The sequence below is a fragment of the Flavobacterium rhizosphaerae genome (assembly GCF_046000445.1).
In the GTDB taxonomy this organism is placed as follows: domain Bacteria; phylum Bacteroidota; class Bacteroidia; order Flavobacteriales; family Flavobacteriaceae; genus Flavobacterium; species Flavobacterium rhizosphaerae.
The window spans coordinates 28,293-45,213 of sequence record NZ_JBELPZ010000003.1 but is presented as its reverse complement, the minus strand read 5'-3'; the positions used below and the strand labels follow the sequence as shown (position 1 = coordinate 45,213).

General features: G+C 37.5%; 20 protein-coding genes. 15 read left to right on the top strand and 5 right to left on the bottom strand.

Annotated features, from left to right (window positions below; translation table 11 throughout):
• Nucleotides 1-2 precede the first annotated feature (2 nt).
• The 14 genes from ABS766_RS04530 to ABS766_RS04465 all read left to right on the top strand — a co-directional run bounded on the left by ABS766_RS04530 (nucleotide 3) and on the right by ABS766_RS04465 (nucleotide 10,875).
• Nucleotides 3-1,832 (top strand): TonB-dependent receptor plug domain-containing protein, encoded by a 1,830-nt coding sequence (locus tag ABS766_RS04530; RefSeq protein WP_408083934.1) that lies wholly within the window; start codon nucleotides 3-5, stop codon nucleotides 1,830-1,832.
• A 9-nt stretch (nucleotides 1,833-1,841) separates the two neighbouring features.
• Nucleotides 1,842-2,906, top strand: coding sequence for a YncE family protein (locus ABS766_RS04525; RefSeq protein ID WP_408083933.1), 1,065 nt, complete (start codon nucleotides 1,842-1,844; stop codon nucleotides 2,904-2,906).
• Nucleotides 2,907-3,026: 120 nt separating this feature from the next.
• Nucleotides 3,027-3,695, top strand: a complete 669-nt coding sequence (locus ABS766_RS04520) for a M15 family metallopeptidase (protein ID WP_408083932.1) — start codon at nucleotides 3,027-3,029, stop codon at nucleotides 3,693-3,695.
• Between the two features lie 205 nt (nucleotides 3,696-3,900).
• Nucleotides 3,901-4,677 (top strand): 3'-5' exonuclease, encoded by a 777-nt coding sequence (locus tag ABS766_RS04515; protein ID WP_408083931.1) that lies wholly within the window; start codon nucleotides 3,901-3,903, stop codon nucleotides 4,675-4,677.
• Between the two features lie 13 nt (nucleotides 4,678-4,690).
• On the top strand, nucleotides 4,691-5,299 hold the full coding sequence (locus tag ABS766_RS04510) for a fumarylacetoacetate hydrolase family protein (RefSeq protein WP_408083930.1): 609 nt from the start codon (nucleotides 4,691-4,693) through the stop codon (nucleotides 5,297-5,299).
• A gap of 1 nt (nucleotide 5,300) precedes the next feature.
• Nucleotides 5,301-5,648 carry an Hpt domain-containing protein gene (locus tag ABS766_RS04505; protein ID WP_408083929.1) on the top strand — a complete coding sequence of 116 codons (348 nt, stop codon included), beginning with the start codon at nucleotides 5,301-5,303 and terminating at the stop codon, nucleotides 5,646-5,648.
• Nucleotides 5,645-6,892: a CinA family nicotinamide mononucleotide deamidase-related protein gene (locus ABS766_RS04500; protein ID WP_408083928.1), complete on the top strand. Its 1,248-nt coding sequence runs from the start codon at nucleotides 5,645-5,647 to the stop codon at nucleotides 6,890-6,892. The genes ABS766_RS04505 and ABS766_RS04500 overlap by 4 nt, the downstream gene beginning before the upstream one ends.
• 80 nt (nucleotides 6,893-6,972) lie before the next feature.
• Nucleotides 6,973-7,209, top strand: coding sequence for a 50S ribosomal protein L28 (gene rpmB / locus ABS766_RS04495; protein WP_129751777.1), 237 nt, complete (start codon nucleotides 6,973-6,975; stop codon nucleotides 7,207-7,209).
• A 32-nt stretch (nucleotides 7,210-7,241) separates the two neighbouring features.
• Nucleotides 7,242-7,424 carry a 50S ribosomal protein L33 gene (rpmG, locus tag ABS766_RS04490; RefSeq protein ID WP_408083927.1) on the top strand — a complete coding sequence of 61 codons (183 nt, stop codon included), beginning with the start codon at nucleotides 7,242-7,244 and terminating at the stop codon, nucleotides 7,422-7,424.
• A 10-nt stretch (nucleotides 7,425-7,434) separates the two neighbouring features.
• On the top strand, nucleotides 7,435-7,587 hold the full coding sequence (locus ABS766_RS04485) for a DUF4295 domain-containing protein (protein WP_223053143.1): 153 nt from the start codon (nucleotides 7,435-7,437) through the stop codon (nucleotides 7,585-7,587).
• Between the two features lie 104 nt (nucleotides 7,588-7,691).
• Entirely contained in the window at nucleotides 7,692-8,645 is a 954-nt protein-coding gene (gene ftsY, locus ABS766_RS04480; RefSeq protein ID WP_408083926.1) for a signal recognition particle-docking protein FtsY, read from the top strand.
• 106 nt (nucleotides 8,646-8,751) lie between these two features.
• The gene (locus tag ABS766_RS04475) at nucleotides 8,752-10,014 is read left to right on the top strand and encodes an outer membrane beta-barrel protein (protein WP_408083925.1); all 1,263 of its coding nucleotides are present in this window, start codon (nucleotides 8,752-8,754) and stop codon (nucleotides 10,012-10,014) included.
• Between the two features lie 145 nt (nucleotides 10,015-10,159).
• Complete coding sequence (locus ABS766_RS04470) at nucleotides 10,160-10,579, top strand: hypothetical protein (RefSeq protein ID WP_408083924.1); 420 nt, start codon at nucleotides 10,160-10,162, stop codon at nucleotides 10,577-10,579.
• Nucleotides 10,579-10,875, top strand: a complete 297-nt coding sequence (locus tag ABS766_RS04465; protein ID WP_408083923.1) for a DUF721 domain-containing protein — start codon at nucleotides 10,579-10,581, stop codon at nucleotides 10,873-10,875. Before ABS766_RS04470 ends, ABS766_RS04465 begins: the two co-directional genes overlap by 1 nt.
• 55 nt (nucleotides 10,876-10,930) lie before the next feature.
• On the opposite strand, the gene ABS766_RS04460 is transcribed toward ABS766_RS04465, so the two are convergent.
• Nucleotides 10,931-11,350, bottom strand: coding sequence for a nucleoside-diphosphate kinase (locus tag ABS766_RS04460; RefSeq protein ID WP_408083922.1), 420 nt, complete (start codon nucleotides 11,348-11,350; stop codon nucleotides 10,931-10,933).
• A 74-nt stretch (nucleotides 11,351-11,424) separates the two neighbouring features.
• Nucleotides 11,425-13,014, bottom strand: coding sequence for a bacillithiol biosynthesis cysteine-adding enzyme BshC (bshC, locus tag ABS766_RS04455; protein WP_408083921.1), 1,590 nt, complete (start codon nucleotides 13,012-13,014; stop codon nucleotides 11,425-11,427).
• Between the two features lie 209 nt (nucleotides 13,015-13,223).
• Between bshC and ABS766_RS04450 the strand changes: the two genes are divergently transcribed.
• On the top strand, nucleotides 13,224-14,537 hold the full coding sequence (locus ABS766_RS04450; protein WP_408083920.1) for a cellulase family glycosylhydrolase: 1,314 nt from the start codon (nucleotides 13,224-13,226) through the stop codon (nucleotides 14,535-14,537).
• Nucleotides 14,538-14,611: 74 nt separating this feature from the next.
• On the opposite strand, the gene ABS766_RS04445 is transcribed toward ABS766_RS04450, so the two are convergent.
• The 3 genes from ABS766_RS04445 to ABS766_RS04435 all read right to left on the bottom strand — a co-directional run bounded on the left by ABS766_RS04445 (nucleotide 14,612) and on the right by ABS766_RS04435 (nucleotide 16,860).
• Entirely contained in the window at nucleotides 14,612-15,472 is an 861-nt protein-coding gene (locus ABS766_RS04445; protein ID WP_408083919.1) for a hypothetical protein, read from the bottom strand.
• A 51-nt stretch (nucleotides 15,473-15,523) separates the two neighbouring features.
• On the bottom strand, nucleotides 15,524-16,339 hold the full coding sequence (gene kdsA / locus ABS766_RS04440; protein ID WP_408083918.1) for a 3-deoxy-8-phosphooctulonate synthase: 816 nt from the start codon (nucleotides 16,337-16,339) through the stop codon (nucleotides 15,524-15,526).
• 68 nt (nucleotides 16,340-16,407) lie between these two features.
• Nucleotides 16,408-16,860 (bottom strand): 2-dehydro-3-deoxyphosphooctonate aldolase, encoded by a 453-nt coding sequence (locus ABS766_RS04435; RefSeq protein ID WP_408083917.1) that lies wholly within the window; start codon nucleotides 16,858-16,860, stop codon nucleotides 16,408-16,410.
• Nucleotides 16,861-16,921 lie beyond the last annotated feature (61 nt).

The window sequence follows — 16,921 nt, the reverse complement described above, 5'->3', positions numbered from 1 at the left end:
TTATGACATTTAAAACATTGTTACCGGTAGTATTGTTAATGCTGTGCCAGTTTGCTTTGGCGCAAACTGATACTATTGTGCAATTGCAGGAGGTAATACTTTCAGATACCCAACTGCATGATTTTTCGACATCCCAAAACACCATCACGTTAAATGATTCGGTTATTTCCAAAGCCCCCGGTGCCCTGACAACCTTACTGGAATATAACAGCCCTGTTTATTTTAAACAAAACGGGCTGGGCATGGTGTCTTCACCATCTTTCCGTGGCACGGCTGCACAGCAAACGGCTGTGGTTTGGAATGGCATCAATATTAATTCGCAACTCAACGGGCAAACCGATTTTAATACCCTTAATGCCGCCAATTTTAATGATATATCTATAAGGGCTGGTGGCGGCAGTGTAATTTATGGCAGCAGCGCCATAGGTGGCAGTATACACCTTACTGATGACCTGGTATTTGGTAAAGATGCATTTTTAAACCAGGTCAACACTTTTTATGGCAGTTATAATACACTCAATGCCAGTTATAAGCTAAAAACAACTTCTGATAACTGGAGTGCTTTGCTGGCTATAAGCCGCAATAGCTCTGATAATGATTATGAGTACCCCGGGTATAACATGAAAAATACCAACGGGCAATATTATAACACAGGTGTTAATGCTGCCATTGGCTATAAACTTAACAAAAACAACATACTGCGCCTTTACAGTTATTTTTATGATGGTAACAGGCATTTTAGCGGAACTATTGCAGCCGGTTCTAAAAGCATGTATGATGATATAAATACCCGCACCCTTGTAGAATGGAGTGGCTATTACAACAAATTTACATCGCGCCTTAAACTGGCTTACCTGGATGAACACTATAAATATTACGAAAATTTTGCCCATGATAATTATACCTATGGCAGGGTAAAAACATTTGTAGGCCGGTATGATGCATTATATTCTCTTACTAACCAGATTTCTATAAATGCAATTGCAGATTACAGGCTGAATAAAGGAGAGGGATCTGATATTGAGAAGCAAGACAGAAACATAGGTTCTGGGGCACTGCTTTTTAAACATCAGATGGAGAAATTGTCTTATGAGTTGGGCATTCGCCAGGAGGTGAGCGATGCTTACCAAAGTCCGCTTCTTTTTTCAGCCGGCCTGCATTTACCGCTAACCAATTGGTATGCACTTAAAATTAACGGCTCAAAAAATTACCGCATGCCCACGTTTAATGATTTGTACTGGCAGGGTAGTGGTAACCCAAACCTTAGGGCAGAAAGCTCTTTACAGGCCGAAGTAAGCAATGTTTTTACAGTTGGCCCTGCCAAACTTACCCTTACCGCCTATTATATTAAAATAAAAGACATGCTGCGCTGGATTCCCGGTAACGGTAATATATGGCGCCCAGAAAATACAGGACGTGTAAACAGCCGCGGGGCAGAAGCCCTGCTGGATGTAAAAAAGCAATGGGGAGACCATATTTTAAGTATTAACGGTACCTATGCCTATACAGTTTCAACCAAAGACGGAAGTACAGAACAATTAATATATGTGCCTCAAAATAAAGCATCGGCAGCTATAGCATACCGATATAAAAAAGTGCTTTTGTATTACCGCCATTTATTTACCGGGCAGGTGTTTGTAACCTCAAGCAACAGCACTGCGCTTAATGCCTATACTGTTTCCAGTCTGGGGGCAGAATATACAATAGGTTTTTTAAAAGGCCTCTCAGCAGGCGGCCAGGTAAACAACCTTTTTGATACCAAATATATGGCGGTTGCCACACGCCCCATGCCAGGGCGTAATTATGCAGTGTATATCAATTTTAAATTTTAAATATTTTATATGAATTTCAACAAACTATTTTTAGTAACCCTTTTAGGGGTATTTATGGCCTCTTGTAGCAATGATGATAATGGATTGGAAACACCTTCGGGCGCTTATGCAGATGGGGTAATTGTTTTAAACCAGGGTGGGTTTTTAGCAGGTAACTCCTCGGTTTCCTTTATATCAGATGCTTTTGAGCTGGAAAATAATATTTACAGCGCTGTAAATGGCGGTGCCTTATTGGGAGATACAGGCCAGGATATTGGCTTTAATGATGATTTGGCATATATAGTAATGAATGCCTCTAACAAAATTGAAGTTGTAGACCGTTATACTTTTGACCATGTAGCTACAATATCAGCAGGATTGGAAAATCCGCGTTATATTGCTTTTGATGATAACAAAGCGTTTGTAACCAACTGGGGCGATGCCTCGATAGCTACAGATGATTATGTAGCGGTTATAGACCTTGATGCTAATACTATAGTTACTACCATACCTGTAGCAGAAGGCCCGGAACGTATTGTAGAAAATAACGGTAAGCTTTATGTTTCACATTATGGGGGATATGGCTTTGGTAACAGTGTTTCGGTAATTAATACCAATGCCAACACGGTAAGTAATACTATATCTGTAGGCGATCGTCCAAATTTTATGGAGGTAAAAGATAATAAGTTGTATGTGTTAAGCGAAGGGCTGCCAAACTATGCAAGCGCTGAAACTACGGGTAAACTTCAGGTTATAAACCTTTCAAATAACACTGTTGTTTCCACATTAAATTTTGCAGGCATTCAGCACCCAACCAATATGGTGTTAGAAGATGGTAAAATTTATTATACTATTGGTGCAGATGTGTTTACAATGCAAAAAGATGCGGCTACACTACCTGCTGAGCCTGCATTTAGTACAACAGCGCAGGAAGTTTCGGGTATTTATGCCTTTAATGTTTCAGAGGACCATATTTATGTTGCCGATGCTGTAGATTATTCTCAGGAAGGTAAAGTCTATGTGTATTCTGCAACTGGTGCTTTACAGCATAATTATACAGTAGGTGTAATACCTTGCGGCTTCTATTTTAATTAATTATTCCATAGTTATTTGTAGGGGGTAATATTTTTTAATAAAACTTTAAAGCTTTTGAAATTTTATTTGGCAAAACCTTAAAACCTTAATGGTTACCTTTGTTTAGGTAATACATTTTATATGAAGTTTTTTTACGGCTTTTTGCTTTTAATAGCTTTCGGGTTGTCAGGTTTTAGCTTACATACCGTTAACCAGTCACCAAATGGGTTGCGCCCAGTTTCTGATTCCCTGCCAAAAGGCTGGACAGAAATTAAGTTTGATTCGCTTGATATGGTTAACCGCATGGTGTATGCTGATACTGCCAATTTTATGCACCAGAAGTTATATCCTTGTGCGAGGTGCATGTTACGCCCCGAAGTGGCTGATGCGCTTATACAGGCAGGAAAACTGGCAAAAAAGCAGGACTTAAAACTGGTAATATTTGATTGTTACCGGCCTTATGCGCTTCAGTTAAAAATGTATGAAATAGTAAGCAATCCAAAATATGTGGCCAAACCCGGCATAGGGTCTAACCACAATCGTGGTGCTGCTGTTGATTTAAGCCTTATAGATAAAGAAGGCAACCTGCTGGATATGGGCAGTAATTTTGATGATTTTAGCGAGGTTTCGCATTATGCCCATAAAGGGCTTAAACAAAACGCCGCGAAAAACCGTAAATTATTACGCGATATAATGCAGCAATCCGGCTTTACCCCCTATGAAAACGAATGGTGGCATTTTGATTATAAGAAAAAAGATTACGATATCTCAGTTTATATCTGGGATTGCGAAGAGCCTGCGCAACATTAATTATTTTTACTTATAATCCATTTTCAGGATATTTATCGTTTCTTTTTCACATTTACTTTATAAGGGCTCTTTTAAATTTATTAAAAGCACCCCATTACACATATTAAACAATTTAATATTGATTCTTTTTAGGGGGTAAATACCTCTGTTTATTGCCTGTTTATAATTTTCTATCTCCTATATTTGTATATTATACAAAATAATTATGGAATTGAAATTGAACAGGCCTATATGTTTTTTTGATCTTGAAACCACAGGTACTGATATATCTAAAGATCGTATTGTTGAAATTTCTATACTTAAAATATACCCTAACGGAAATAAAGAAAGCCGTACATGGCTTGTAAATCCTGAAAGGGCCATACCCCCGCAAACTATAGTTTTTCATGGTATTACAGATGAAAAAGTAGCCAATGAGCCTACTTTTAAAGAATTATCACATACCATTTATAATATGATAAAGGATTCTGACCTGGGCGGATATAACTCCGACAGGTTTGATATACCCTTACTGGCCGAAGAGATGCTGCGTGCCGGGCTTGACTTTGATATGAAAAACCGTGTTTCGGTAGATGTTCAGACTATTTTCCATAAAAAAGAAGAGCGTACCCTTAGCGCCGCTTATAAGTTTTATTGCGGGCAGGTGCTTGAAAATGCGCACAGTGCCGAGGCAGATACTAACGCTACTTATGAAATATTAAAGTCGCAACTGGACAGGTATGATGATCTTGAAAATGATATAAAAGTGCTTTCAGAATTTACCACCCGCAAAAAGGCAGTAGATTTTGCAGGCTTTATAGCGCTTGATGAAAATGGCGACGAGGTATTTACCTTCGGAAAGTTTAAAAACCTGAAAGTAGAAAAGGTTCTGGAGCAGGAGCAGGGCTATTACGGCTGGTTTCAAAATGCCGAATTTCCATTATATACTAAAAAAGTGCTAACCGCAATTAAACTGCGTAAATTAAATAATAAATTAGCTTAGTTTTTACGTTTCTATGAAGATTATTTGCATTGGCCGCAATTATGCGGAACATATAGACGAATTACATAACGAAAAACCGTCAGAACCGGTAATTTTCCTGAAGCCTGAAACTGCTATACTGCAAAAAAAGTTTCCGTTTATAATACCGGAATTTAGTAGTAATGTGCACCATGAAATAGAGCTTGTGATAAAAATAAATAAAGTTGGTAAATATATTAATGCCAAATTTGCCCATAAGTATTATGATGAAGTTACTGTAGGGCTGGATTTTACCGCCCGTGACCTTCAGGATGCACTTAAAAGCAAAGGGCTGCCGTGGGAAAAGGCAAAAGCGTTTGACGGATCGGCAGTAGTAGGCGAATTTATATCTAAAGAAACTCTGGATTTGGCAGATGCAGCATTTACACTAACCAATAATGGTACAGTAGCCCAACAGGGTAATACTGCCCAGATGCTTTGGAAAGTGGATGAGCTTATTGCCGAAGTTTCAAAATATTTTACATTAAAAAAAGGAGATTTATTATTTACCGGCACACCGCCCGGGGTGGCAAAAGTAACCCGGGGAGACGTGTTGGAAGGGTTTTTAAAGGAAAATAAATTATTCAAAGTACAGGTAAAATAATATGGCCCTCAATTACAACTTATCAAAAGTATACGCAATTTCAGACAACGATACTGATTTTGCCCGTCAGATAGCGGTACTTTTTACTGAAGAAGTACCTGCAGAAATTATAAAAATAAAAGAAGGTTTAAAGGCCAAAGACTACAGCATGGTATACCATGCTGCACACAAAATTAAGCCCACATTAGACCTACTGGGTATGGATATGGCTTATGAAGACGTACTGGCTATTGAAAGATGGAGTAAAGCCGAAGGCAAGAAAAAAGAAATTAAGGAAACAGTAAAGAGCCTTAAAACCCATGTGGAGCTAACGTTGAAAGAACTGAAAAAAGACTATCAGATTTTATGAAAGCAGCAATAGTTACCATTGGAGACGAAATACTTATTGGCCAGATTACCGATACCAATTCCGGCTACATTGCTAAAGCACTTGATAAGATAGGTATTTCGGTTTATGAAATGTTTACTGTTAGTGATGACAGGCTGCATATACTAAATACCTTTGCCTTTTTGCAAAACAGGGTAGATGTGGTTATTATTACCGGAGGGCTGGGGCCTACAAAAGATGATGTTACCAAAAACACTTTTTGCGAATATTTTGATGACCACCTGGAGGTGAATGAAGATGTGCTTACCCATGTTGTAACGCTGATAGAAAAAGCATTACAGCGTCCGGCTTCGCAAATAAATAAAGACCAGGCACTGGTACCCTCTAAATGTACAGTGCTTTTTAATGAAGTAGGTACTGCTCCGGGCATGTGCATGAAGCGTGCCGATACTTTATTTATATCATTACCCGGCGTGCCGTATGAAATGAAACATATTTTAGAGCATAAGGTATTGCCTATGCTGGTAACGGAATATAAAAGGCCTTTTATAGTACATAAAACCATAATGACACACGGGCAGGGCGAGAGCCTGGTTGCAGAGCGTATAGAGGCGTGGGAAAACAACCTGCCAGCCCATATTAAACTGGCTTATTTACCAAGCCCTGGCAGGGTGCGTTTGCGGCTAACAGCCCGGGGAGAAGATGAGCAGGTATTGCAGAAACAGGTTACTGCCGAAGTAGATTACCTCAGCACTATTATTGGTGATATTATAACGGGTTATGATGATGGAGAAATTATCGAAGTTTCAGTTGGGCAGGCATTAATAAAAACAGGCAAAACCCTTGCTGTGGCCGAAAGCTTTACCGGTGGCGAAATTGCCCGCAGGGTAACCTCGGTACCCGGTGCATCAGCCTGCTTTAAAGGTGGTGCGGTAACCTACGCTACAGAATCAAAAATAACCGTATTAGGCGTTGCACCGGAGCTTATTGACGCGTACAGTGTGGTAAGTGCTGAAGTAGCACAGGCCATGGCAGTAAAAGCCAGGGAACTTTTTGGTACAGACTATGCCATAGCAACAACCGGAAATGCCGGCCCCGATAAGGGAGACAGTGATGCTGAAATAGGTACGGTATATATAGGTTTTGCCACGCCAGACAGGGTTTGGAGCGATAAATATGAGATGGGCCAGCCACGCGAAAAAGTGGTTGTTAGGGCAGCTGTCAAAGCGTTGGAAACCATTTATAAAGAAATTTTAAAAAACTGACAATTACTGTTTGTGTAATAGTTTTATTTTTTGTTACTTTGCACCCTGATTTTTGAATAACGATTTAAAAGCAAGAAATAATGTCTAGAGTTTGTGCCCTTACAGGTAAGAAAGCGATGGTTGGAAATAACGTTTCCCACGCGATGAACAAAACTAAGCGCAAGTTTAGTGTGAATTTAGTAAAGAAGCGTTTTTATCTTCCTGAAGAAGATAGGTGGATTACACTTAGGGTAGCTGCTTCTACTATAAAAACGATTAACAAAAATGGATTAGCTGCGGTTTTAAAAGATGCCAAAGCTAAAGGATTTATTAAATAATATATCCAACCGTATAAATATTACACAGCGCAATGGCAAAGAAAGGTAACAGAATTCAGGTAATTTTAGAGTGCACAGAGCACAAAGGTACCGGTTTACCAGGTACTTCAAGGTATATTACTACCAAAAACAAAAAAAATACTCCGGACAGGCTGGAGATTAAAAAGTTTAATCCTATCCTTAAAAGGATGACTGTTCATAAAGAAATTAAATAAGTATTGAGTCATGGCAAAGAAAACCGTAGCATCCCTGCAAACATCTTCAAAACGTTTGACAAAAGCCATTAAAATGGTAAAATCACCAAAAACAGGTGCTTACACTTTTGTTGAAAGCGTAATGGCTCCTGAGCTTGTAGATGAATTTCTTAAAAAGAAATAAATTTTAGTACAATATATAGAAAAGCTACTTTCGGTTAAAGAAAGTAGCTTTTTTATTTTTTATATTTACCACTCCAAATAACTAATTTTACTACTTTTTGGGCAATGAATTTCTTTAAAAAAATATTTTCGGCAGAAAAAAAAGAAACCCTTGATAAGGGCCTTGAAAAAACAAAAAGCTCTTTTCTTTCAAAACTATCCAAAGCTGTAGCCGGTAAAAGCAAAGTAGATGATGAGGTTCTTGATAACCTTGAAGAAGTACTTGTAGCCTCTGATGTAGGGGTAAATACCACACTAAAAATTATAGAGCGTATAGAAGAGCGTGTAGAGCGTGATAAATACCTTGGGACTGATGAACTTAACAGGATATTGCGCGAAGAAATAGCGGGCCTGCTTTCTGAAACCAATGTTGGGGAAGCCACTGAATTTGAAATAGACAGTACCAAAAAGCCATATGTTATTATGGTGGTTGGGGTAAATGGTGTTGGCAAAACTACTACTATAGGCAAATTGGCTTATCAGTTTAAAAAAGCAGGACACAAGGTGGTGCTTGGCGCAGCTGATACGTTTAGGGCTGCAGCTATAGACCAGTTACAGGTTTGGGCAGACAGGGTAGGGGTGCCTATTGTAAAACAGCAAATGGGCAGTGATCCGGCTTCTGTAGCTTTTGATACCGTGCAATCTGCTGTTACACAAAATGCAGATGTAGTAATAATTGATACGGCAGGGCGTTTGCATAATAAAGTTAACCTGATGAATGAACTTACAAAGGTTAAAAAAGTGATGCAAAAAGTAGTGGATGATGCCCCTCACGATGTATTGCTGGTATTAGACGGCTCTACCGGTCAAAATGCTTTTGAGCAGGCAAAACAATTTACGGCTGCTACCGAGGTTACCTGCCTGGCAGTTACAAAGCTTGATGGAACCGCTAAAGGCGGCGTGGTTATAGGTATATCAGACCAGTTTAAAATTCCTGTAAAATATATTGGTGTAGGAGAAGGTATTGAAGACTTGCAGGTATTTAATAAACATGAGTTTGTTGATTCATTTTTTAAATAAAATTTACATTAAGTGATAAATTATTAATTTTTACAATTAATTTATAAACGTCTAATTTTTAATAAAAATTTTTATACACTTTTAATAACTTACCAATTAACCAAGCATGAGAAATTTTATTTGCTTTGTGGCAATTTTTTTTGTCGCACTAACCTCTACAGCCCAAGATAAAAAAGGGTATTATATTACTAACAATAATCAAAGGATTGATGGCTATTTTGAAGAAGATTCTAATTTTAATAATGCTTCTTACATACAATTTAAACCCCAAGGCCAAGATAAGTTTACTAAATTAAATCAGGACGACATTATTGAATTAGGTGTTGATAATGAACTAAAAATGGTAAAAAAAACAGTTAATATAGACATTTCGGGTACAAGTGACAGCAATTTATCGCAGTACAAAGATCCTTCTCTACAAGAAAAAGAACTTTTTCTCACCGTTTTATTAGAAGGTGATGCTTCTTTATACTATACCTCATATAATAGTAACACACGCTTTTTTTATGAAGTAACTTCAAAAAAAATACCTCTTCAGCAGCTTATAAATAAGAGGTATGTTTATAATGGCAAAATATTACAGAATAATGCTTACAGGGAGCAACTTTTTGATGCACTAAAGTGTAATAATACTGCTGATATAAAAAACTTCCTGAATATTGAATATAATGAAAAAGATATAAAACCTCTTTTTATGAGTTATAATACCTGCGTAAACGCGGATTATGCTTCATATAGCGAAATAAAAAAATCAAAAACGATATATAAATATGGCGTTTTAGCCGGATTGTATAATACAACATTTAATGTTGAAGGTTTGAAGCCTGAGGTTGATGATACTAATAGTTTGGCATTTGGGATAGGTGGAGAATTTTCAGCTGAATTTCCAAAACAAAATTTTGGGTTATATGTAAGGGGAGAAGTTGAAAAATTGTCGCAGGATGCAGAAACTAATTTACAAATTGATGCATACAGATCTAATAAAACAAGTTATAGTATTGATATGTATTTATATGATGTATCTGTAGGTGGGCGCTATTTTTTTAAAATAAATAAGTCAAGCAAATTATATGCAGATTTGGCTTTAGTTGTAACATTTCCAAGTGAGAAAAATTTTGAGCTGTTATCAACTACTACATATGACTATGAAGGAGATATCTATACAAACAACAATGATAAAACCTTTTCTATCAGTACTGGGTTATCTTTAAATTTTGGAGCAGGCTACATATTTAACGATAAATTTGCTGCAGAACTTCGTTATGAGACTAACAGGGATTTATTTAATGATACGCAGAATTATGTTGCTAATCCGTATTCTTTTAAACTTCAGCGTTTTGGTCTTGTACTAAAATATTATATTAATTAATTACTATTCAGATTATATAAAAGCCTTTTAGCAATTGCTAAAAGGCTTTTTTTGTATACGAGTATCAACATATTAATATATACTGATAATTGTCTTTTATTAGAGTAACCATTTAGCTATTTTTGTTAGCAAAACTATGGGTGTTATGCGTAAAATATTTTTTTTGTTTTTGCTGGCTATGTTTTCAGCATGCGGACATACATATACCGATGAAGAGTTGCAGGGAATAAATGGCTATTGGGAGATTGAGAAAGTTGTAATGCCCGATGGTACTGAAAAGGATTATAAAATTAACTCCACTATAGATTTTTTTGAGATTAAAGGTAATAGTGGTTATCGTAAAAAAGTGATGCCACAGGTTGATGGTACCTATATTGTTAACAGTCTTTCTGAAAAGCTGGAGCTTATTAAAACTGATGAGGGAGAGGTAATATTGCATTACACTACTGATTATGCCGACTGGAAAGAACAATTGGTAAAACTGGACCAGGATAAACTGGTAATAAAAAACCAGCATGATATTACGTATTACTATAAAAAACCGCAACCGTTTACTGTAAAATAATGGCTAAAAGATTTAATGAAAATAACGCTATAGGGGATGTGCTGAAGCAGTTTATACAATCTAATAACCTGCAAAAAGGTATGGACAGGATAAGTGTGCGGGATGCCTGGAAAAATCTTATGGGAAATGGTGTAAACAGCTATACTAAGGAAATAATGCTTAAAGGTACAACGCTTTATGTAGAGTTAACATCTGCGGTGTTACGGGAAGAACTAAGCTACGGCAAACAAAAAATAATACAAATGATTAACGAAGAATTAGGCCGCGAAGTAGTAAAAGAAGTAGTATTACGATAGTTATAAATTAAGAAGCAGCCAATTGGCTGCTTCTTAATTTATAGTCGGTAAAGCATTAAAACTGCTCACGTCCTGCAAAATGAAAAGCACCCTCTATAGCGGCATTTTCATCGCTGTCTGAACCGTGAACGGCATTCTCACCAACAGATGTTGCATATTTTTTACGGATGGTACCTTCGGCTGCATCAGATGGGTTTGTGGCGCCTATAAGCGTCCTGAAGTCCTCCACTGCATTATCTTTTTCAAGAATGGCAGCTACTATAGGGCCTCTTGACATAAAGCTTACAAGTTCGCCATAAAAAGGCCTTTCTTTGTGCACAGCATAAAAAGCTTCAGCATCTGCTACGGTAAGTTGTGTAAGTTTCAGCGCTACAATCCTGAAACCGGCTTCTGTTATCATTGAAAGAATACCTCCGATGTGTCCTTTTTCAACTGCATCGGGCTTAATCATGGTAAATGTCCTGTTTGTTGCCATAGTTTTTTAAATTTTTGCAAAAGTAGGGTTTTATATTTATTTACGGGTGCTTTATTTTTACTGAAGACTAAAAATTACAGTATGATAATATTAAATTCCTGTTCAAGAGGATTGAGCGAATCAAAAAGCTTATCCATAAGCCTGCCATTAAAATCTACATAAAATTCAGCAAAATTGTTCCTACGTTCCTGAAGGCTACCATGAGGGAAAAGTTCATTTTGAAGTAGGCCTATACGTTTCAGTTCTTCATTATGTTTTTTCTTTTCGGCTTTTAACAGGCGCTTTTCAAGATTTTCCAGCCCTTTTTGTTGTTTCACTTTTTGCGCCTGTACAGCTCCTGTAAATGAAGCATCAGTCTGTTTTGCCATACGTTCAAGTTTCTCAAACTGTTGTTCTAAAAATTGTTTCTGTTCAGAAAAATCAAGCTGTAAATTGGTAAAACGGGTAACCATTTTATTATATACTTCCTGGCGAGGCATAAACATATCTGCCCATGATAAATTTAATTTATCCAGTTTTTGAGCCTGTTTTTGGGTGGCCAGAAGCACAGAGTTGCGCAGTAACAGTATAGGGAAAGTAACTTCTGAGGCATCGAAGAAAGACTTCAGTTCCAGCCAATAGGCCAGTTCACCACCGCCGCCAATATAACAAAGGTTAGGTAATATCACTTCTTGGTACAATGGCCGCATAATAACATTGGGACTGAATTTTTCAGGATGTTTTTCCAGTTCCTGTAGCAATTCTTCGGCACTAAATTCCATTTGTGTATTATTTATATAATACCTTCCGTCCTGTAGCACTATCCGTTCCCTAAGGCTATCTTGTATGTAAAAAAGGTTAATTTCACGCGGGTTAACCTGTATGTTATATTCTTTAAGCGCCAACGCAGTTTCAGCTACTTTTTGATGTGATACCTGGTGCAGCAATTCCTGTTTAATGTACGGTATAAAAAGCCTTTTCAGTTCACTGCTGTCCGCATCAAGTATTACTAAGCCCTCATTATCAAATAACTCGTTAGCAAGGTACTGTGTTGCACCGGCAAGTGTATGGTGCTTTATATAAGTGCTCTCAAAAAGATTTACCAGCCATTTGGCATTTTCGCCAACACCCAGTTCGCGGCTAAAAACCTGTAGTACATTATCCAGGCCTGTTGTATTAAGCCTACCCACCGGGCCAGAGCTTTCACGGCCCCACATAATTTTTTTGTCGCGTAATGTAAAGTAGTTTATTTCTTCAAAATCATGGTCCTCCGTAGCCATCCAGTAAACAGGTACAAAATTATATTCAGGATATGTTTCTTTTAGTTGCTTTGTTAGGTTTATAGTTGAGATTATCTTGTATAAAAAGTATAAGGGGCCGGTAAATAGGTTGAGCTGGTGCCCTGTTGTTATGGTAAAGGTGTTTTCTTTTTTTAAAAGGCTGATATTGTGTTTTACAGGCTCGGATATTTTGGTGTTTTTATATTGCTGTTCAATTGAATGTACAAGCACACTCCTGTTTTCTGGGGAGTAATTCTGTGCTTTCTCATCAATCTGTAGCTTAAAATTTTCAATTTTAGGAAAACGATTGTACAGCGGTTTTAAAGTGTCTTGTTGATTCAGGTAATCTACAATTAGGCGGGAAAAATATCCTGAGTTCTGATAGCTGATACAGTCTGATGGCATGCGGTACAAATTTTCCTGTAAAATTACATAAACATTTTGTTGAAAGCTATAGTAAATTTTCAATAACAAAAACGGAAATAAATCAACTATAAATAAACATTGAATATTTATCTATTATATCTGTCGCTGGTATATTACAACTTTATTGCTGCAAACCAACAGCATAACTTTGAATATAAAATTGTAATAACCTGTAAATCCTGATTGGCATGAAAAAAATTATACTTATTCTTGTACTGTTGCTTGCGGGCATCAGTTATAGCCAGGAAACTCAAACCACATTAAAAGTTTATGGCAAAAATCTTAAAACTGTCTTATGGCAGGATGTTGTATTAAGGGGTATAAACTATCCTATTATTGATGATGGAAATATTTCATTAAGTAATGCTTCCCAATACCAGCACAAAATCGACCAGGCTGCCATGACTGGCGCTAATTGCATCAGGATACCCTGGTATACCGACGGGCAGCACTGGCGTGACCAGATGGCCCCCGGTACAATAAATGGCTATGTAAACAACGGCCACCTAAGCAATATTACAGCATATTGCATACAAAAAGGTATGATACCTATTCTCGAAATTCATGATCCCGGCAATATTACGTGTTCCAACAACTGGACATATTTTAATACTACTGTAAGCAACTGGTGGAAAAGTCAGCAAATACTCGACCTTATTGAAGAGAATAAAGAATACCTCATTATCAACCTTGCTAATGAGTTTGGTTATGCCAACTGGACAGGCAATAGCGCCCAGGCCTTGCAGGTATTTAAAACCAACTATAACACACTAATAAGTACGTTGAGGGGGCTTGGCGTAAAGGTGCCTATTATGGTTGATGCACCTGACTGCGGACAATCCAGCACTGAATTGCTTTCTATAGCAGGGAGCATGGTTAATGCAGACCCGGAGCATAATCTTATTTTTAGTGCTCATGCATATTGGTACAGTTATGCAAATACCCAGGCAGCAGTTGAAAATAAACTTGATTATGCCCAAAACACTAACGTGTGTTTTGTATTGGGAGAAGTGGCTAACAGGCAGGACGACAATAGCTGTGGACAGCTTAATCTTTCTAATCTTTACCCTATAATTTTGCAGGAAGCCTGCGACCGGGGTATAGGATGGCTGGCCTGGACGTATGACCAGGATTGCAGCGCGCCGCGTGAGCTTACTACAAACGGGGAATTTAACACCCTTACAGCTTTTGGTAATGATATTGTATATAATACAAATTATGGCCTGATAGGCGGTTCCTGCAATGCAACTTCTATTCTTACAGCGGTAACCAGCCAGGCAGCGGATGTTATTTTATATCCAAATCCTGTTGAAAATATCCTGAATATAAAATTTTCCGGGTCATTAAGCGAAATTATAGTTTATGATATGATAGGTAAACCGGTTGTGTATGCTAAAAATACAGAAATTTTAAACCTTAGCCTTTTGCCTCCAGGGGTTTATGTGCTTAATGCCACTTCAGTTGATGGAAAAAACTATAAAAACAAGATAGTTAAAAAGTAACGGCACAGGTTATAAAAAAACAACTGAGGCTACTATAATGCCTCAGTTGTTTTTTATATTATAATATATATAGGTTATATTTTAAAAATAGCCCCAAATGAAATTACTCTCTCAAAAAAAGAAAAATGTTGGGTAGCCCTGTCTGCTTCATCATAGGTTGTGCGTATGTCAAACATATCTACATAGCCGCTTTTTAACTCTCCCTGTATGAAAAAGTACTTAAAAAAGGTAAGATTTAAGCCTACTTTTGCCGAAACACCAAATCCGGAAACATGAAAATCATCATGCCTTTGTTTACCCAATACTTTAGCATTGGTTTTTGGTATTAAAACACCACCGTCTACACCTTCGGTAATATTCACCTGAAATACATCGGTATTATGTATGCCTAAATATTTTGAAAAATCATCTACACGTGCAAAGCCAATATTAATATAATTTAATCCATCGGTATGCTCAAAGGTTAAAAAATCTTCGCTCAGGTTTTGTGGAACATTATTATAAATACCGTTAAAAGCAGACCCCCCATCAGAAGCAGGTAAATCAATATAACCGTTCATGTTAACGGTTACATTTTGGTTCATTACATATTTCATGTGATCCAGCCCGATTGAAATATTGTAATGGTCGTTTATAAAATAACCAATACGGGCATTAGTTTGCGGTATTGTCATACGGGACGGGTTGACATAATCAACCTGCCATCCTTTTGGTTTATCGTGCGCTTCTACATCTGAGAGTGTGAAGTTATAACCGTTTCCGCTAAAATTTATATCAGAATTTGTGTAAGAAGTGCGGTTTCCGCCCCAATAAAAGTAAAATTTTCCTTTATTATGCGCAGTGAATTTTTCAGGAGTATCTGTAATATCCTGAGCATGGATGTACTGAGAAAAAAGACAAAAGAATAGTACAACCTTTAAAAAAGGCAGTTTCATTTTAAATAATGTGTGTTTATTAAAAGGTAATAAATGCCTTTGCAGGCTAAGTTAAGGGTTAATGGCTTTTCTTATGGCAACAAGGCGTTGCATAAGGCCTTCAAAGTAATTAAGATGAAGCATGTTGGCACCATCGCTTTTAGCATTGGCAGGATCAAAATGTGTTTCAATAAAAATACCGTCTGCGCCTGTAGCAATACCGGCACTTGCTATAGTCTCAATCATATCAGGCCTTCCGCCTGTAACACCTGCGGCCTGGTTAGGCTGTTGCAGGGAGTGGGTAACATCAAGCACTGTAGTAGCAAACTGTTTCATGGTAGGTATACCCCTAAAGTCTACAACAAGATCCTGATAACCGAACATAGTACCCCTATCGGTAACCATTACGTTTTGATTATTGCTGTCCTGTACTTTTTGTACTGCATGTTTCATGCTCTCAGGGCTCATAAACTGGCCTTTTTTCAGGTTTACCGTTTTTCCTGTTTCAGCTGCAGCTACTACAAGATCGGTTTGCCTTACCAAAAAAGCCGGTATTTGTAACACATCTACGTACTCGGCTGCCATAGGCGCGTCCTGTTCGGTGTGTATATCGGTAACAGTGGGTACATCAAAAGTTTCAGAAACTTTTCTGAGTATCTTTAACGCTTTTTCATCCCCTATACCCGTAAAGCTGTCTACACGGCTGCGGTTGGCTTTTTTAAATGAACCTTTAAAAACATAAGGTATTTTTAGCCTGTTAGTAATTTCAACCAGTGTTTCGGCTATACGCATTGCCATTTCTTCTCCTTCTATGGCGCAGGGCCCTGCTAAAAGAAAGAAATTGCCGCTATCAGTATATTTTATTTTGGGTATATTGTTTAAATCCATTGCTATAATATAATTGCACTGCAAAGATAAACATAAAAAGGCTTTCTATAATCGCTTCCCATAAGGTATTATAGTACTTTTCTTATTCCGAAACCCTTTGGCGCTATTATGGCTCCTTTTTCATAAATATTGATATAAATATGCTTAGGTTCTTTTAGCCCTTCCCATGTTACCTCATAAACATCTAATAGTCCTGCGCCGGCATTAAACTTTTCGGTAGGGAAGGGGCAGCAGCTTTCCAGTTTCTTATAACTCAGGGTTTCGCCATTGGGTCCAGACAGCGAATTAAAATATCGTTTTACACTTATATCTGCTGTGCCAAGCGGCAAAAAACCAAGGTTAACAGGGTAATCCTCATCATAGCCATATTTCATTTGACTGCTTATTTTCGTTATTACATAATTTCTTTCGGGTGTTAATGGCGGCATCTGGGCGCTGTCATTTATATTTTTTATGGTATTGCGCGTGCTTACACACGATACGGCAGTAACTATAAGCAGTGATAAAAACAGGTTTTTCATGGCTTTGATTTTATATCCCAAAAATAAAAATAATTTTGCGGTAAGGGGGCAAATGCTTTAT

Coding starts and splice junctions, on each gene's coding strand:
- rpmB (WP_129751777.1), top strand. CDS start 6,973: ATGTCTAGAGTTTGTGCCCTTACAGGTAAGAAAGCGATGGTTGGAAAT.
- ftsY (WP_408083926.1), top strand. CDS start 7,692: ATGAATTTCTTTAAAAAAATATTTTCGGCAGAAAAAAAAGAAACCCTT.
- ABS766_RS04475 (WP_408083925.1), top strand. CDS start 8,752: ATGAGAAATTTTATTTGCTTTGTGGCAATTTTTTTTGTCGCACTAACC.
- ABS766_RS04470 (WP_408083924.1), top strand. CDS start 10,160: ATGCGTAAAATATTTTTTTTGTTTTTGCTGGCTATGTTTTCAGCATGC.
- ABS766_RS04500 (WP_408083928.1), top strand. CDS start 5,645: ATGAAAGCAGCAATAGTTACCATTGGAGACGAAATACTTATTGGCCAG.
- kdsA (WP_408083918.1), bottom strand. CDS start 16,339: ATGGATTTAAACAATATACCCAAAATAAAATATACTGATAGCGGCAAT.
- ABS766_RS04505 (WP_408083929.1), top strand. CDS start 5,301: ATGGCCCTCAATTACAACTTATCAAAAGTATACGCAATTTCAGACAAC.
- rpmG (WP_408083927.1), top strand. CDS start 7,242: ATGGCAAAGAAAGGTAACAGAATTCAGGTAATTTTAGAGTGCACAGAG.
- ABS766_RS04435 (WP_408083917.1), bottom strand. CDS start 16,860: ATGAAAAACCTGTTTTTATCACTGCTTATAGTTACTGCCGTATCGTGT.
- ABS766_RS04445 (WP_408083919.1), bottom strand. CDS start 15,472: ATGAAACTGCCTTTTTTAAAGGTTGTACTATTCTTTTGTCTTTTTTCT.
- ABS766_RS04530 (WP_408083934.1), top strand. CDS start 3: ATGACATTTAAAACATTGTTACCGGTAGTATTGTTAATGCTGTGCCAG.
- ABS766_RS04460 (WP_408083922.1), bottom strand. CDS start 11,350: ATGGCAACAAACAGGACATTTACCATGATTAAGCCCGATGCAGTTGAA.
- ABS766_RS04465 (WP_408083923.1), top strand. CDS start 10,579: ATGGCTAAAAGATTTAATGAAAATAACGCTATAGGGGATGTGCTGAAG.
- ABS766_RS04450 (WP_408083920.1), top strand. CDS start 13,224: ATGAAAAAAATTATACTTATTCTTGTACTGTTGCTTGCGGGCATCAGT.
- ABS766_RS04515 (WP_408083931.1), top strand. CDS start 3,901: ATGGAATTGAAATTGAACAGGCCTATATGTTTTTTTGATCTTGAAACC.
- ABS766_RS04520 (WP_408083932.1), top strand. CDS start 3,027: ATGAAGTTTTTTTACGGCTTTTTGCTTTTAATAGCTTTCGGGTTGTCA.
- ABS766_RS04525 (WP_408083933.1), top strand. CDS start 1,842: ATGAATTTCAACAAACTATTTTTAGTAACCCTTTTAGGGGTATTTATG.
- ABS766_RS04510 (WP_408083930.1), top strand. CDS start 4,691: ATGAAGATTATTTGCATTGGCCGCAATTATGCGGAACATATAGACGAA.
- ABS766_RS04485 (WP_223053143.1), top strand. CDS start 7,435: ATGGCAAAGAAAACCGTAGCATCCCTGCAAACATCTTCAAAACGTTTG.
- bshC (WP_408083921.1), bottom strand. CDS start 13,014: ATGCCATCAGACTGTATCAGCTATCAGAACTCAGGATATTTTTCCCGC.